Origin of the sequence: Burkholderia sp. MSMB1498 (assembly GCF_001526245.1) — a bacterium.
GTDB classification, from domain to species: domain Bacteria; phylum Pseudomonadota; class Gammaproteobacteria; order Burkholderiales; family Burkholderiaceae; genus Burkholderia; species Burkholderia savannae.
Genome location: NZ_LOYJ01000111.1, coordinates 167,664 through 181,810, shown reverse-complemented (window position 1 = coordinate 181,810; position 14,147 = coordinate 167,664). Strand labels below are relative to the sequence as shown.

The 14,147-nt window shown below is 68.4% G+C and carries 14 protein-coding genes; 4 read left to right on the top strand and 10 right to left on the bottom strand.

Annotated features, from left to right (window positions below; translation table 11 throughout):
• Positions 1 to 59: 59 nt before the first annotated feature.
• Genes WS91_RS25810 through hda form a run of 5 tightly spaced genes read right to left on the bottom strand, consistent with a single transcriptional unit; the run spans position 60 to position 4,295 of the window.
• A complete protein-coding gene (locus WS91_RS25810) occupies positions 60 to 743 on the bottom strand; it encodes a deoxynucleoside kinase (protein ID WP_059583442.1) in 684 nt (227 codons plus the stop codon).
• A complete protein-coding gene (folK, locus tag WS91_RS25805; RefSeq protein ID WP_038753334.1) occupies positions 740 to 1,267 on the bottom strand; it encodes a 2-amino-4-hydroxy-6-hydroxymethyldihydropteridine diphosphokinase in 528 nt (175 codons plus the stop codon). The genes WS91_RS25810 and folK overlap by 4 nt, the downstream gene beginning before the upstream one ends.
• A gap of 35 nt (positions 1,268 to 1,302) precedes the next feature.
• Positions 1,303 to 2,865: a polynucleotide adenylyltransferase PcnB gene (pcnB, locus tag WS91_RS25800; protein ID WP_038753335.1), complete on the bottom strand. Its 1,563-nt coding sequence runs from the start codon at positions 2,863 to 2,865 to the stop codon at positions 1,303 to 1,305.
• The gene (locus tag WS91_RS25795; protein ID WP_038753336.1) at positions 2,862 to 3,548 is read right to left on the bottom strand and encodes an HAD family hydrolase; all 687 of its coding nucleotides are present in this window, start codon (positions 3,546 to 3,548) and stop codon (positions 2,862 to 2,864) included. The genes pcnB and WS91_RS25795 overlap by 4 nt, the downstream gene beginning before the upstream one ends.
• Positions 3,549 to 3,569: 21 nt before the next feature.
• Positions 3,570 to 4,295: a DnaA regulatory inactivator Hda gene (gene hda, locus WS91_RS25790; protein ID WP_038753435.1), complete on the bottom strand. Its 726-nt coding sequence runs from the start codon at positions 4,293 to 4,295 to the stop codon at positions 3,570 to 3,572.
• A 45-nt stretch (positions 4,296 to 4,340) separates the two neighbouring features.
• On the opposite strand from hda, the gene WS91_RS36365 reads away from it, so the two are divergent.
• The 3 genes from WS91_RS36365 (at position 4,341) to WS91_RS25780 (ending at position 6,262) form a co-directional block, all read left to right on the top strand.
• Complete coding sequence (locus WS91_RS36365) at positions 4,341 to 4,610, top strand: hypothetical protein (RefSeq protein ID WP_156432500.1); 270 nt, start codon at positions 4,341 to 4,343, stop codon at positions 4,608 to 4,610.
• A complete protein-coding gene (purM, locus tag WS91_RS25785) occupies positions 4,585 to 5,640 on the top strand; it encodes a phosphoribosylformylglycinamidine cyclo-ligase (protein ID WP_059583448.1) in 1,056 nt (351 codons plus the stop codon). The genes WS91_RS36365 and purM overlap by 26 nt, the downstream gene beginning before the upstream one ends.
• A gap of 229 nt (positions 5,641 to 5,869) precedes the next feature.
• The gene (locus tag WS91_RS25780; RefSeq protein ID WP_038753338.1) at positions 5,870 to 6,262 is read left to right on the top strand and encodes a YybH family protein; all 393 of its coding nucleotides are present in this window, start codon (positions 5,870 to 5,872) and stop codon (positions 6,260 to 6,262) included.
• Positions 6,263 to 6,289: 27 nt separating this feature from the next.
• On the opposite strand, the gene miaA is transcribed toward WS91_RS25780, so the two are convergent.
• Both miaA and mutL read right to left on the bottom strand, forming a co-directional pair.
• Positions 6,290 to 7,264, bottom strand: a complete 975-nt coding sequence (miaA, locus tag WS91_RS25775; protein WP_038753339.1) for a tRNA (adenosine(37)-N6)-dimethylallyltransferase MiaA — start codon at positions 7,262 to 7,264, stop codon at positions 6,290 to 6,292.
• Complete coding sequence (gene mutL, locus WS91_RS25770; RefSeq protein ID WP_059583450.1) at positions 7,261 to 9,300, bottom strand: DNA mismatch repair endonuclease MutL; 2,040 nt, start codon at positions 9,298 to 9,300, stop codon at positions 7,261 to 7,263. Before mutL ends, miaA begins: the two co-directional genes overlap by 4 nt.
• A 194-nt stretch (positions 9,301 to 9,494) precedes the next feature.
• On the opposite strand from mutL, the gene WS91_RS25765 reads away from it, so the two are divergent.
• A complete protein-coding gene (locus WS91_RS25765; RefSeq protein ID WP_059671277.1) occupies positions 9,495 to 10,175 on the top strand; it encodes a DedA family protein in 681 nt (226 codons plus the stop codon).
• 310 nt (positions 10,176 to 10,485) lie between these two features.
• On the opposite strand, the gene WS91_RS25760 is transcribed toward WS91_RS25765, so the two are convergent.
• From WS91_RS25760 to WS91_RS25750, 3 genes are all read right to left on the bottom strand, one after another.
• Entirely contained in the window at positions 10,486 to 11,313 is an 828-nt protein-coding gene (locus WS91_RS25760) for a mechanosensitive ion channel family protein (RefSeq protein WP_059583453.1), read from the bottom strand.
• Positions 11,314 to 11,424: 111 nt separating this feature from the next.
• Positions 11,425 to 12,261, bottom strand: coding sequence for a class II glutamine amidotransferase (locus tag WS91_RS25755; protein ID WP_038753343.1), 837 nt, complete (start codon positions 12,259 to 12,261; stop codon positions 11,425 to 11,427).
• A 263-nt stretch (positions 12,262 to 12,524) separates the two neighbouring features.
• A complete protein-coding gene (locus WS91_RS25750; RefSeq protein ID WP_059671276.1) occupies positions 12,525 to 13,955 on the bottom strand; it encodes a mannose-1-phosphate guanylyltransferase/mannose-6-phosphate isomerase in 1,431 nt (476 codons plus the stop codon).
• Positions 13,956 to 14,147: the final 192 nt, after the last annotated feature.

The window sequence follows — 14,147 nt, the reverse complement described above, 5'->3', positions numbered from 1 at the left end:
AGGTCCGATTCGATGGTGAAAGAAAGGGCGGCGTCGCGACGGGCGACCGCGCGCGTGCGTCAGCGCGCGCTGCCGCCCTTGACGAAGAATTCCTTGCGGCCGCGCATCGACGCGATGCGGTCGACGAGCAGCGCAAGGTCGTCGGGGGAGTCGAGCGGATTCAGGTGCTCGGCCGCGACCGTCAGTACGGGCGTACGGTCGTAGTGATAGAAGAATTCGTTGTATGCGTCGCAGAGCGAGCGCAGATAGGCATCGCCGATCTGCAGCTCCATCGGCTCGCCGCGCTTCTGGATTCGCGCAAACAGCACTTCGGGGCTCGCCTGCAGATAGACGACGAGGTCGGGGGCGGGCGCCGGCGTGTCGAGGTGCGCGGCGAGCGACCGGTACAGCTGCCATTCGTCGTCGGGCAGCGTGAGCCGCGCGAAGATTTCGTTCTTCTGCGGCATGAAATCCGCAACGATCGGCGTGTTCGCTTCGTATGTCGCAGCAATCTCGCGCGCCTGGCGCTCGCGCTGCAGCGCGAACGCGAGCTGCGTCGGCAGCGCGTAGCGCGCGGTGTCGCGATAGAAGCGTTCGAGAAACGGGTTGTCCTGCGGGCGTTCGAGGAGCGCGCGCATCGACCAGCGTTCGGCGAGCAGCGTCGCGAGCGTCGTCTTGCCGACGCCGATCGGCCCTTCGATCGCGAGGTAGCGGCACGGCGGCCGCCAGTCGGGGGCAGTGACGGTGAGCGGTGTCGAGTTCATCGGCAGCGGTTTTTTTCGGCGGCGGCCCGCATGGCCAGGCACTGGCAGGTCTGGACCTTCTCGATGCGCTGGTGCGCGACGTCCGCGAGGAATTCGTCGGCGCGGCCGCGCGCGGGAATCGCGAGCGCCGGATCGATCTCGACGAGCGGCACGAGCGCGAACGCGCGTTCGGTCAGGCGCGGATGCGGGACGACGAGGTCGGGTTCGGCGATCGTCAGTTCGCCGTAGAGCAGGATGTCGATGTCGAGCGTGCGCGGCGCGTTCCGGTACGGACGCTCGCGGCCGAAGTGGTGCTCGATCTTCTGGCAAAGCGCGAGGAGCGCACGCGCGGCGAGCGTCGTGTCGATCTTCACGACGCAGTTGTAGTAATCGCCGCCGTCCGCGTCGACGGGCGCCGTCCGGTACAGGCTCGACTTGCCGAGCACCGTGATGGTGTGCTGCTGGGCGAGGCAGACCACTGCGTCCTTCAAGGCCTGGCGCGCGTCGCCGAGATTGGCCCCCAGCCCGAGATAAGCAACCGTCATGGCTTTCCTTCCTACGTCGTTCGACGGCGCAAGCGTCAGTCGTTCGCGTCGGACTCGCCGCGCACGGCGCCTTCCGTGCCCTCGGCGCTTTCGTCCGTCCGGCGGCTGCGTCCGCCGCGGCGGCGCCGTTTGCGAGGCGACTTGTCGCGGCTGCCGCCCTGCGTGAGGAGAGCCTCGCGCGTCGCGGCGTCGCCGTCGATGAAATCCGTCCACCACTGTCCGACGGCGGGATCGAGCTCGCCGGATTCGCAGCGTAACAGGAGGAAATCATACCCCGCTCTGAATCGTTGGTGTTCGAGCAGCCGCAGCGCGCTGCGGCCGGAGCGCTTCTCGAGGCGCAACTGCAGCCCCCAGATCTCGCGCATGTCGGCCGAATAGCGCTTGTGGATCGCGAGCTTCTCGGTCTGCATGTCGATCACGTCGTCCATCGCGCGATTGATCGCGGGAACCGGATACTCGCCGTTTGCGGCGTACTGCTCGAAGCGCTGGCGCATGTCGTGCCAGAGGAGCGTCGCGAACAGGAAGCCGGGCGACACCGGCTTGCCCGCGCGCACGCGCGCGTCGGTGTTGTTCAGCGCGAGCGTGACGAACTTCTCGCCCTGCGGCTGTTCGAGCACGACGTCGAGGAGCGGCAGCAGCCCGTGGTGCAGCCCCTGCTTGCGCAGCTGCTTCAGGCACGCGAGCGCGTGGCCCGACAGCAGCAGCTTCAGCATCTCGTCGAAGAGGCGCGCGGCCGGCACGTTGTTGATCAGATCGGCGAGCTCCTTGATCGGCTCGCGCGTCTTTTCCTCGATGTCGAAGCCGAGCTTCGCCGCGAAGCGCACGACGCGCAGCATCCGCACCGGGTCCTCGCGGTAGCGCGTCGCCGGATCGCCGATCATCCGCAGCAGGCGCGCGCGCATGTCGGCCATCCCGTCGTGATAGTCGAGCACGGTCTGCGACGCGGGATCGTAGTACATCGCGTTGATCGTGAAGTCGCGGCGCGCCGCGTCCTCGTGCTGCTCGCCCCACACGTTGTCGCGCAGCACGCGGCCGCTCGCGTCGACCGCGTGCGTGCGGCGGTCGAGCTCGTCGCGCTTCAGGCGCTTCGCGGGCGCGGGGTCGGCGGGCTCCTGCGGCGCGTCGACGAGCGCGCGGAACGTCGACACCTCGATCAGCTCCTGCCCGAACTGCACGTGGACGATCTGGAAGCGCCGGCCGATCAGCCGCGCGCGGCGGAACAGGCGCTGGACCTCGGTCGGCGTCGCGTCGGTCGCGACGTCGAAATCCTTCGGCGCGATGCCGAGCAGCAGGTCGCGCACGGCGCCGCCGACGATGAACGCGCGAAAGCCCGCTTGCTGCAGCGTGTCGGTCACGCGGATCGCGTTTTTCGAGATGAGCGCGGGATCGATCGCGTGAACGCTCGCGGGCACGACGGTCGGCTCGCCGTTGCGGGCCTTCTTTGGCGCGCTACGCGCGGATTTCGCGCGGCTCGCGGCGGCGGGCGCGGCCGATGCGCCGCCAACGGCGGCTTCGCGCGGGGCGGCCGGGGCCTGCGGCGCGTCTTGCGCCTCGCGGGCGTCCTGCCCGAACAGCTTGCGGATGAGTTTCTTGATCACGACGGTTGGAAGAGGTCGAGGATGCGCCAGCCGTGTTCGCGTGCGTATGCGCGCAGCGTGTCGTCGGGATTGGTCGCGATCGGGTCGGTGACTTTTTCGAGGAGCGGAATGTCGTTGTGCGAATCGCTGTAGAAGTAGCTGCGATCGAAGTCTTCCCAGCGCTTGCCGAGCGACGCGAGCCACGCCTGCGTGCGCGTGATCTTGCCTTCGCGGTAGCTCGGCGTGCCGCGCGGGCGGCCGGTGAACGCGGAGTCGGGACGGCCGTCGACGGTTTCCACTTCGCACGCGATCAGCGTGTCGACGCCGAACGCGGTCGCGATCGGGCGCGTGATGAATTCGTTCGTCGCGGTGACGATGCAGCAGAGGTCGCCCGCGTCCTGGTGCCGGCGCACGAGCTCGATCGCGGCGGGCAGCATCGCCGGCCGGATCACCTCGTGCATGTACTGGTCGTGCCATTGCGCGAGCTGCGCGCGCGAATACTTCGCGAGCGGCGTGAGCATCGCGCTCAGGTACGCGTGGATGTCGAGCTTGCCGGCCTTGTAGTCGGCGTAGAAGCTGTCGTTCTGACGCGAGAAGCTGTCCGCGTCGACGATGCCGAGACGGACCATGAAGCGGCCCCACTCGTGGTCGCTGTCGGTCGGGATCAACGTGTGATCCAAGTCGAAAAGTGCCAAATTAGTCATGGATGCGTATTTTACTTGAAGCTACTTGAACCGGCCCGGGGCGGCCTCGTCGCGCTCCGGCGCGGCCAGCATCGCGCGCAGGAGCGGCAGCGTCACCGCGCGCTTTTGCTCGAGCGAGAAGCGGTCGAGCGCGTCGAGGAGCGCCATCAGGCTCGGCATGTCGCGGCGGAAATGGGTAAGGAGGTAGAACGGCACGTCGTCGGCGAGCGCGATCCCGCGCTCCTTCGCCGCGTGCTTGAGCACGGCCACCTTGCCTTCGTCGGTGAGCGGCGCGAGATGGAACACGAGCCCCCAGCCGAGGCGGGTGCGCAGGTCCTCGCGGACGTCGAGCGCGAGCGGCGCGGCGGGGCCGGCCGCGACGAGCGCCGTCATCGGATGCGCGCGCACTTCGTTGAACAGGTTGAAGAGCGCGATCTGCTGCGCATCGTTGAGCGCGTCGCAGTCGTCGACCGCGTAGAGCGACGCGCGCGGATCGAACACGAACGCGTCGAGCCCGCTTTGCGGGCTCACGTAACGCGCGTGGCCGTACGTCGTGTCGTGCACGAGCGCCTGCAGCAGGTGACTGCGGCCGCTGCCCGCTTCGCCCCATACGTAGAACGTGCGGTCGGCCACGGGGCCGGCCGCGAGCGCGAGATCGAGCTCGCGCAGGCGCGTGACGAGCTCGGCGTTCGTGCCCGAGTAGAAATTGTCGAACGTCGCGGGCGGCGGGGTGCCGAGGTCGAGCGTCAGTTGACGGGATACAGTCACGGTGCGAATCGGGTCCGGTGTTGCGTGCCCGAAGGGCGGCGGCGCGTGAACGGCATCGTCGGCGAGCGTCCGCGTCCGCGGCCGCTCGCGGCGGGCCGGCAGGCGGCGCGCCGCGAGCGGGTGGCCCGCCGTGCGGCGGCGCCCGCCAGGCGAGGGCGCCGCCGCTCGAGCGGCGAAAACGGTGACGAATGGAGCACGATGCGTTCCCTGATGAATCGATGCGGGGAATTCCGGCCGCCCGGCCGGCTTCGGGTAAAATCGCATTTTACCGACCTTCTCGCATTCCCCCATGAATCCTCCGAAATCCGCTCCTGACGCTCAAGGTCTGTCCTATCGCGACGCGGGCGTCGACATCGACGCGGGCGATGCGCTCGTCGACAAGATCAAGCCCTTTGCGAAGAAAACGCTGCGCGACGGCGTGCTCGGCGGCATCGGCGGGTTCGGCGCGCTGTTCGAAGTGCCGAAGAAGTATCGCGAACCGGTGCTCGTGTCGGGCACCGACGGCGTCGGCACGAAGCTCAAGCTCGCGTTTCATCTGAACAAACACGACACGGTCGGCCAGGATCTCGTCGCGATGAGCGTGAACGACATCCTCGTGCAGGGCGCCGAGCCGCTGTTCTTCCTCGACTATTTCGCGTGCGGCAAGCTCGACGTCGACACGGCCGCGACCGTCGTCAAGGGCATCGCGCAGGGCTGCGAGCTGTCGGGCTGCGCGCTGATCGGCGGCGAGACGGCGGAGATGCCGGGCATGTATCCGGACGGCGAATACGATCTGGCGGGCTTCGCGGTCGGCGCGGTCGAGAAGAGCAAGATCATCGACGGCAGCACGATCGCCGAGGGCGACGCGGTGCTGGGCCTCGCGTCGAGCGGCATCCATTCGAACGGCTTCTCGCTCGTGCGCAAGATCATCGAACGCGCGAATCCGGACCTGTCGGCCGATTTCCACGGCCGCTCGCTCGCCGACGCGCTGATGGCGCCGACCCGCATCTACGTGAAGCCGCTCCTCGCGCTGATGGAGAAGATCGCGGTGAAGGGCATGGCGCACATCACGGGCGGCGGCCTCGTCGAGAACATTCCGCGCGTGCTGCGCGACGGCCTCACCGCCGAACTCGACCAGCGTACGTGGCCGCTGCCGCCGCTGTTCCAGTGGCTGCAGCAGCACGGCGGCGTCGCCGACGCGGAAATGCACCGCGTGTTCAACTGCGGGATCGGGATGGCCGTGATCGTATCGGCCGCCGATGCGGACGAAGCGCTCCGCCAGCTGACCGACGCCGGCGAGCAGGTGTGGAAGATCGGCGCCGTGCGCGCGAGCCGCGAGGGCGAGGCGCAGACGGTCGTGGTCTGACGCGCCGCGCCGTCGGGATGTTCATCGAAAGCCGCCCGGAGCCGATCCGGGCGGCTTTTTTTCTGGGCCGCGCGCTGCGCCGATGACGGCCGCGCATGGGGCCGGAGCAAGTGCCGAAGCGCCAGCAGCCTTGCACGGGACGGGATTAGGCGCTGATGCGCCGAGTTTCGTCGACGTCCGCCCGGCATGAGCGCTGAAGCGCCACCTGTGGTCGATAGGAGGAACAACGATGACCGACGACGAACACGCGATTCGCGAACTGATCGAAACCTGGTTCGTCGCGAGCCGGCGCGGCGATCTGACGACGGTGCTCGATCTGATCGCCGACGACGCGATCTTCATGGTGCCCGGCCGGCCGCCGTTCGACAAGGCGGCGTTCGCCGCCGCGTCGCGGGACGCGAATGCGGTGAGCCCGCCGCCGCGGATCGACGGCCGCTACCGGATCGACGAATTGCGCGTGCTGGGCGACTGGGCGTACCTGCGCAACTTCCTCGAAATCGACGTGACGCCGCCGGGCGGCGACACCATGCGCCGCTGCGGCCATACGCTGACGATCCTGCGCAAATCGGACGGCCGCTGGCGGCTCGTGCGCGACGCGAATCTGCTCGCGTCGCCCGCCTGACGGGCGGGGCGGGCGGCGTGCAGCCCGTCAGGCCGGCGCGCGGCCGTCGAGCACCCGCTCGAGCGCGTCGACCGCGCGCGCGGTCGCGTCCGTGGCGCAGCAATCGACGACGACCCGCTCCGGCATCGCGCGCAGCCATGTCAACTGCCGCTTGCAGAGCTGCCGGGTCGCGAAGATGCCCTTGTCGCGCATCGTCCGGTAGTCGGTCACGCCGTCCAGATACTCCCACGCCTGCCGGTAGCCGACGCAGCGCATCGACGGCAGGCCGAGATGCAGATCCTCGCGCCGGCGCAGGCGCTCGACTTCGTCGATGAAGCCCGCCTCCAGCATCGCGTCGAAGCGCGCGGCGATGCGCGCATGCAGCACCGCGCGGTCCGACGGCTCGAGCGCGACGGGCACGAACCGCAGGCCCGCCGCCGCGTCGTCGTCGCGCGGCGGCGCGGCGAGGAGCGCGGACATCGGCCGTCCCGTCAGCCGATACACCTCGAGCGCGCGCTGAATGCGCTGCGAATCGTTCGGCGCGAGCCGCGCGGCCGTCGCCGGATCGACGCTCGCCAGGCGCGCGTGCAGCGCGGGCCATCCGTCGCGCGCGGCTTCGGCGTCGAGCGTCGCGCGCACCTCCGGGTCGGCCGCCGGCAGGTCGTTCAGGCCCTGCGTCAGCGCCTTGTAGTAGAGCATCGTGCCGCCCGCGAGGAGCGGCGTGCGGCCGCGCGCGGCGATTTCGGCGACGACGCGCAGCGCGTCTGCGCGGAATTCGGCGGCCGAGTAAGCGTCGGCCGGATCGACGATGTCGATCAGATGGTGCGGCACGGCCGCGCGCTCGTCGCGCGTCGGCTTCGCGGTGCCGATGTCCATTCCGCGGTAGACGAGCGCCGAATCGACGCTGACGATCTCGATCGGCCGGCGCGCGGCGAGCGCGAGCGCGGCGGCCGTCTTGCCGGACGCGGTCGGGCCGAGCAGGCACGCGACCGTCCGCGCGGGTGCTGCGGTGCGTTCGCTCATTGGCCGCGCATGAAGAGCCGGTCGAGATCGCCGAGCGTCAATTGATACCAGGTCGGCCGGCCGTGGTTGCATTGGTCCGCGCGCTCGGTCGCCTCCATCTGGCGCAGCAGCGCGTTCATCTCGTCGAGCGTGAGCCGCCGGTTCGCGCGCACCGCGTGATGGCACGCGAGCGTGCCGAGCAGTTCGTGCTGGCGCTCGGTCAGCACCCGCGAGCCGCCGAATGCGTGCAGATCCGCGAGCACCGCGCGCGCGAGCGCCTGCAGGTCGGCATCCTTCAGAAGCGCGGGCACCGCGCGGATCGCGAGCGTCGTCGGCGACAGCACCGCGAGATCGAAGCCGAGCGCGTCGAGCGTCTCGCGCTCTTCCTCGGCCGTGCCGATCTCGACGGGCGTCGCGCTCATCGACACAGGAATCAGCAGCGTCTGCACGGCCACCGTGCGGTCGGCGAGCGCGCGTTTGAACTGCTCGTACAGAATCCGCTCGTGCGCGGCGTGCATGTCGACGATCACGAGGCCGCGCGCGTTCTGCGCGAGCACGTAGATGCCGTGGATCTGGCCGACCGCGAAGCCGAGCGGCTGCTCGTCGTGCATCGGGAGGGCGGACGCATCCGCCGCCGAGAACGCGGGCGACGCGGCGCCGCCCGGCATGGTCGCGAAGCGGTGCGCGCTCGGCGTATCCGCTGCATCCGTCGCGTCGCGTGCCTCGAGCCCGTCGCCCGTCGTTCCGTGCGGCGTGCCCGCGTCTTTCCGGCCGAAAAGCGCGTCGTATAGCGCGAGCGGTTGCGCGACGGGCAGCGTGCCTTGCGTCATCCGCGATTGCCGCAGCCATGTGTTGCCGGGCGCCGGCTGGCCGGCGCCGGCGTCCGCGCCGGCCGCGAGGCCCGGGCGGACGAACGACGCGCCCGGCGCGGCGAACGATTCGGTCGACGCCGGCTCGACCGGCGAAAGATGCGCGGCGTGGCCGCCCGCGGTCGTTTCCGGCGATGCGCCCGCATGCCGCGCGAGCGCGCGCTGCACCGCATGGAACACGAACTGGTGGATCGAGCGCGAATCGCGGAAGCGCACCTCGATCTTCGACGGATGGACGTTCACGTCGACGGCTTCCGGCGGCAGGTCGAGGAACAGCACGTACGACGGATAGCGGTCGCCGTGCAGTACGTCCTCGTACGCGGCGCGCGCCGCATGCGTGAGCAGCTTGTCGCGCACGAAGCGGCCGTTGACGAAGAAGTATTGCTGGTCCGCGCGGCCGCGGCTCGCGGTGGGCAGCCCCGCGCAGCCGTAGACGGCGAGCGGCCCGGCGCGCTCGTCGAGCGGCAGATGCGCGCTCGAGAAGCCTTCGCCGAGAATCTTCGCCACGCGCGCCGCCGGCTCGCTCGCGTTCCAGTGCTCGACCGCGCGGCCGTTGTGCAGCACCGAGATCGCGACGTCCGGCCGCGCGAGCGCCGCGCGGCGGATCATCTCGAGGCAATGGCCGAATTCGGTCTGCTCGCTCTTCAGGAATTTGCGGCGCGCGGGCGTGCTGAAGTACAGCTCGCGCACTTCGATCGTCGTGCCGCGCGTGCCGGCCGCGGGCGCGAGCACGCCCGTCTGCGCGTCGATGCGCGTCGCGTGCGCGGCCTCCTCGGTGCGGCTCGTGATGAACATTTCGGCGACCGATGCGATCGACGCGAGCGCCTCGCCGCGGAACCCGAGCGTCGCGACCGCCTCGAGCTCGGCGAGCGAGCGGATCTTGCTCGTCGCGTGGCGCATCAGCGCGAGCGGCAGCTCGTCGGCGGGAATCCCGCAGCCGTCGTCGGTGATCGAGATGCGCTTGACGCCGCCTTCGTCGAGCATGATGCGCAGCGTGCTCGCGCCCGCGTCGAGCGCGTTCTCGACGAGCTCTTTGACGACGGACGCGGGCCGCTCGACCACTTCGCCCGCCGCGATCTGGCTGATCAGCTGATCGGGCAGCGGCTGGATCGCGCGCAGCTGGCGCGGCGCGGACGGGGAGGCGCCGTCGGGCGTCGCGCCCACGGCGGAATCGGTGAATTCGGACATGGCGGAATTATAGCGAGCCTGTGCCGGGCGTCGCCCGCCGCGCTCGGTGCGCGACCTCGCTCGCCGACCAAATTTCACGGTCGCTTAAGGCACTTTCGGTATCATGACAGCATGGATTTTTCGCATCCGGCCCTGCTTCTGGCCTTTTTGCGGCCGGCGCGCGCTCACTTCGTCACCGACACAAGGAAACGCATTTGGAAACGCTGCTTCATTTCGTCAGCCTCGTCTTGCACATCGATGCATTTCTCGGCGATTTCATCCGGCAGTATGGCGCCTGGGTCTATCTGGTGCTGTTCCTGATCGTTTTCTGCGAAACCGGGCTCGTGGTCTTCCCGTTCCTGCCGGGCGATTCGCTGCTCTTCATCGCGGGCGCGTTCGCGTCGACGGGCGAAATGACGCTCGCGGGGCTCATCGTGCTGCTGCTCGTCGCGGCGGTCGGCGGTAATACGGTCAACTATCTGATCGGCCGCGCGATCGGGCCGAGAGTCTTCAACACGCACATTCCGGGGCTCGAGCGCTTCCTCGATCGCGCCGCGCTGCAAAAGACTCACAACTTCTACGAGCGGCACGGCGGCAAGACGCTCGTGCTCGCGCGTTTCATCCCGGTCGTGCGCACGTTCGCGCCGTTCGTCGCGGGCGCATCGGCGATGAGCTTCGCGCGCTTTCAGCTGTTCAACGTGATCGGCGCGCTGATCTGGGTGCTGCTGCTCGTGTTCCTCGGCTACTTCTTCGGCAACATTCCGTTCATTCGCCATTACCTGAACGTGATCGTGCTCGTCGGGATCGGCGCGGCGGTGATTCCCGTCGCGATCGGCGCGCTGTGGAAGCTGCTGCGCCGCAAGTCGGACGGGCAGAAGACGCAGGGGAGCCGCTGAGCGGCGAGAGGCGGGAGCCGCCGCGACGCGCGCGGCCTGCGACGCGCGCGGCACGGTGCGCAGGATTGCACGGCGTGGCATGAGCCACGCCGTTTTTCATGGTGCGTCGTGCGGCGTGATTCGGCTCGACGCGTGAACGGCCTGTCGCCGCATGGCAAGCTGGAACGGAAACGATCGCCGAATGCGACGCCGCCCGCTTCGAAGAGGGGGGCGACGATGGAAGGGCCAAGCGGGGCGGCCTGCGCGGTGCGCACCGCGCGAGCATGTCGTCGCGACGGTGCGATTGCGCGGCGCGCGCCGCGCGACGGCGTCAGGACTTGACGGCATCCGCGGTCGTCCGATGCGCGATCGGGGTTTCCGGCGTCGGATAGCCGGCTTCGCGGAACGTGTCGAGGATCGCGCGATTGGTGTCGCAGTACACCTGCCAGTAGTTCCCGGGTTGCGTCGACGGCCGCACGAACAGGAGCGGGCCTTCCGGCGTGAACGACAGCACGCCGACGTCGGGCGCCGGATGCTTGACGACGTTCGGGATCAGCTCGAGCGCCGCCTTCAGGCGCCGGATCGCATCGGACGCGTCGACGCCGTTCGCGATCTTCGCCGTCAGATCGACGCGACGCGTCGGCGTCGCGCTGTAGTTCGCGATGTTGTCGGAGAAGATCTTGTTGTTGCCGACGAGCGTGACGACGTTGTCTCCCGTGACGATCGTCGTGCCGAAGAGGCCGAGCTCCTTGACGGTGCCCGTCACGCCGCCCGCCGAGATCACGTCGCCGACCTTGAACGGGCGCAGCACCTGCATGAACACGCCGGCCGCGAAGTGCGCGAGCAGGCCGCCCCACGCGGTGCCGACCGCGAGGCCGAGGCCCGCGAGCAGCGCGGCGAACGAAGTGGTTTGCACTCCGAACACTTGCAGGATCGCGAGGATCAGGAGCACCGTGAGCAGCACGCTGACGACGGACTCCAGATAGTGCGACAGCGTCGTGTCGACTTTTCCGCTTCTGCGGATGATCTTGCCCATCAGGTTCGTGACGATCCGGATCGCCCAGCGTCCGATGATCCAGAGCGCGATCGATGCGATGACTTGCAGGCCGAAATCGATGCCGCGAGTGACGATGAAGGTTTGCACGGAGGCGAGATCCACGAAGAGGTCTCCAAATGAATTGAACGGAGGCGGCCGTGAAGCCACGCGAAAAGGGGCTTTTTTATAACCGACTCGCGGCGATGGGGCAACCTTCGCCGCGCGACCGGTGCGTCACGTGGAGCGATGCGGCGTGAAAGGAACCTGCCGGATGTTGCCGCGGCGCGCAATGATCGCCGTGCTTTCCGGGATCTTTTCCCACGCGTCGTGCAGGTCGACGAGCGGCTCGGACAGCACGAGGAAAGCGTCGTCGCCGATTGCCTGGATGCGCGGATCGTGCGGATACAGCTCGTGCAGATGGTGGAACGACGCGCTGTGAAAGAGCGAGCGCGAGTCGCGCTCGCTCGAATAGCGGACCGCGACGACCTGCTCGCCGTCGGTCGCGCAGACGGTCATGTTGAGCGGCGCGTCGACGCGATGATGTGCGCCCGCATCCTCGATCGTTCCCGCCATTCGCTCGAGCGCGGGCAGCGGATCGTGCTCGAGCCCGAACGTGAGCGCGAGATGGAACATCACTTCGGAGTCCGTCGAACCTTCGATCGACGCGAAGAGCGCGGGATCGATGCGCATCATCAGCTCGCGCCGCAGCGTGTGATAGTGACGGATCAGCCCGTTGTGAGCGAACAGCCAGCGGCCGCGGCGAAACGGGTGGCAGTTGGTTTCCTGCACGGGCGTGTCGGTCGCCGAGCGAACGTGCGCGACGAAGAGCGGCGAGCGGATCGCACGCGCCGCTTCGCGCAGGTTGCGGTCGTTCCATGCGGGACTCACGCAGCGGTAGAGGAACGGAATCTCGTCGGGTTCTCCGTACCAGCCGATGCCGAAGCCGTCGCCGTTGGTCGTCGTCGCGCCCATCCGCGAATGCAGGCTCTGGTCGATCAGCGAATGCTTTGCGCGAAACAGCACGGTTTCGAGCTGGATCGGATTGCCGGTGTAGGCGAGCCAGCGGCACATCGTAAGCACCTCCGTCGAACGCGCGCGGGCGGATCGATCGCCGCGATCATCGTGATCGCCGAGATTCGCCGCGCAGACTGCGATGTGCGAAGCCTAGCCGATTTTGCGCGCGCCTGCTGCTAGGCGGCTCTGGGCCGAGCGCGGCGCAAAACGAAACGGGCCGCATGCGCGCGCATGCGGCCCGTTGCCGGGGCGGCCCCGTTTCGTCACGCATCGTCACGCTCCGCCCGCGCTCGCGCGCGTGCGGAGCGCGGCTCGACGCGTTATGTCGCGGACGTGCGTCCGTACGTATCCTCGAAGCGAACGATATCGTCCTCGCCGAGGTACGCGCCCGACTGGACTTCGATCAGCTCGAGCGGAATCTTGCCGGGGTTCTTCAGGCGGTGCGTGGCGCCGAGCGGAATGTAGGTGGACTGATTTTCGGTCAGGATGATTTCGTTGCCGTCGTTCGTGACGAGCGCGGTGCCCTTCACGACGATCCAGTGCTCCGCGCGATGATGATGCATCTGCAGGCTCAGTTGCGCGCCCGGATTGACGACGATGCGCTTCACCTGGAAGCGGTCGCCCTGATCGATGCCTTCGTACGAGCCCCACGGCCGGATCACGCGGCGATGCGTGACGGATTCGTGCCGGCCCGACGCGTTCAGCCATTCGACGACCTTCTTCACGTCCTGCGCGCGGTCGCGATGCGCGATGAGCACGGCGTCCGCGGTTTCGACGATGACGATGTTGTCGATGCCGATCGCGGCGACCATTCGATGCTCGGCGCGGATGTACGAGTTCTCGACCGAGTCGGTGTATACATCGCCGATGAGCGCGTTGCGCTGCGCGTCGGTGGCCGCGATGTCGGCGAGCGCGCTCCACGAGCCGATGTCGTTCCAGCCGAGATTCGCGGCGACGACGACGGCTGCGCGCTCGGTCTTCTCCATCACCGCATAGTCGATCGACACGTTCGGGCTTGCCGCGAACGCTTGCGGATCGAGCCGCAGGAAATCGCAATCGCGCTTCGCCGCATCGAGCGCGAGCTCGGCCTGGCGCGCGATGTCGGGCGCGTGGCTGCGCAGCTCGTCGAGATACGTCGACGCCTTCAGCATGAACATCCCGCTGTTCCAGTAGTAGCCGCCGTCCGCGACGAAGCGCTCGGCGGTCGGGGCATCCGGCTTCTCGACGAACGCGTCGACGCGATAGACCTGCGCGTCGCCCGCGAGCGCCGCGCCGCGGCGGATGTAGCCATAGCCGGTGTGCGCCTGCGCCGGGGTGACGCCGAAGGTGACGAGATGCTCGTCGGCCGCGACGGTCGCCGCCGTCTTCACGACGTCGACGAATGCGGCTTCGTTGTCGATTGCGTGATCGGACGGCAGCACGAGCAGTAGCGCATCGGGCGATTCGCGCAGCGCGAGGAGAGCGGCGATCGCGATCGCGGGCGCGGTGTTGCGCCCCATCGGCTCGAGGACGATCGACGACGGCGTGATCCCGACCTGGCGCAACTGCTCGGCGACGAGGAAGCGCTGCTCGTTGTTGGTGACGACGATCGGCGCGCCGATGCCTTCGACGTCACGTACGCGCAGTGCGGTCTGTTGGACGAGCGTGTTGTCGCCGGTGAGCTTCAGATACTGTTTCGGATAGCCGCCGCGCGACATCGGCCAGAGGCGAGTGCCGCTGCCGCCGCACAGGATCACCGGAAAAATGTTCATGAATGACCTCGGTTTGCAAAGCTGTTCTGGCTCGTGCCGCTGAACCAGTGGTTTTCGATTCTTTCGACGCGCCGGCCTGCCTTGTTTCGTCGGCCGATTTTCAACTGTCAGGATGATCTTGGCGAATCGCATTTCGCCGTGCGATTCGCCATCGTGCGTGCGATAGTACATTACGCATCCAACGCCAAGCCT

What these genes read in the sequence shown, in the direction of transcription:
- folK (WP_038753334.1), bottom strand. Translation starts at nt 1,267, where the DNA reads ATGACGGTTGCTTATCTCGGGCTGGGGGCCAATCTCGGCGACGCGCGC.
- WS91_RS25810 (WP_059583442.1), bottom strand. Translation starts at nt 743, where the DNA reads ATGAACTCGACACCGCTCACCGTCACTGCCCCCGACTGGCGGCCGCCG.
- WS91_RS25780 (WP_038753338.1), top strand. Translation starts at nt 5,870, where the DNA reads ATGACCGACGACGAACACGCGATTCGCGAACTGATCGAAACCTGGTTC.
- WS91_RS25755 (WP_038753343.1), bottom strand. Translation starts at nt 12,261, where the DNA reads ATGTGCCGCTGGCTCGCCTACACCGGCAATCCGATCCAGCTCGAAACC.
- purM (WP_059583448.1), top strand. Translation starts at nt 4,585, where the DNA reads ATGAATCCTCCGAAATCCGCTCCTGACGCTCAAGGTCTGTCCTATCGC.
- WS91_RS25795 (WP_038753336.1), bottom strand. Translation starts at nt 3,548, where the DNA reads ATGACTAATTTGGCACTTTTCGACTTGGATCACACGTTGATCCCGACC.
- WS91_RS25750 (WP_059671276.1), bottom strand. Translation starts at nt 13,955, where the DNA reads ATGAACATTTTTCCGGTGATCCTGTGCGGCGGCAGCGGCACTCGCCTC.
- miaA (WP_038753339.1), bottom strand. Translation starts at nt 7,264, where the DNA reads ATGAGCGAACGCACCGCAGCACCCGCGCGGACGGTCGCGTGCCTGCTC.
- mutL (WP_059583450.1), bottom strand. Translation starts at nt 9,300, where the DNA reads ATGTCCGAATTCACCGATTCCGCCGTGGGCGCGACGCCCGACGGCGCC.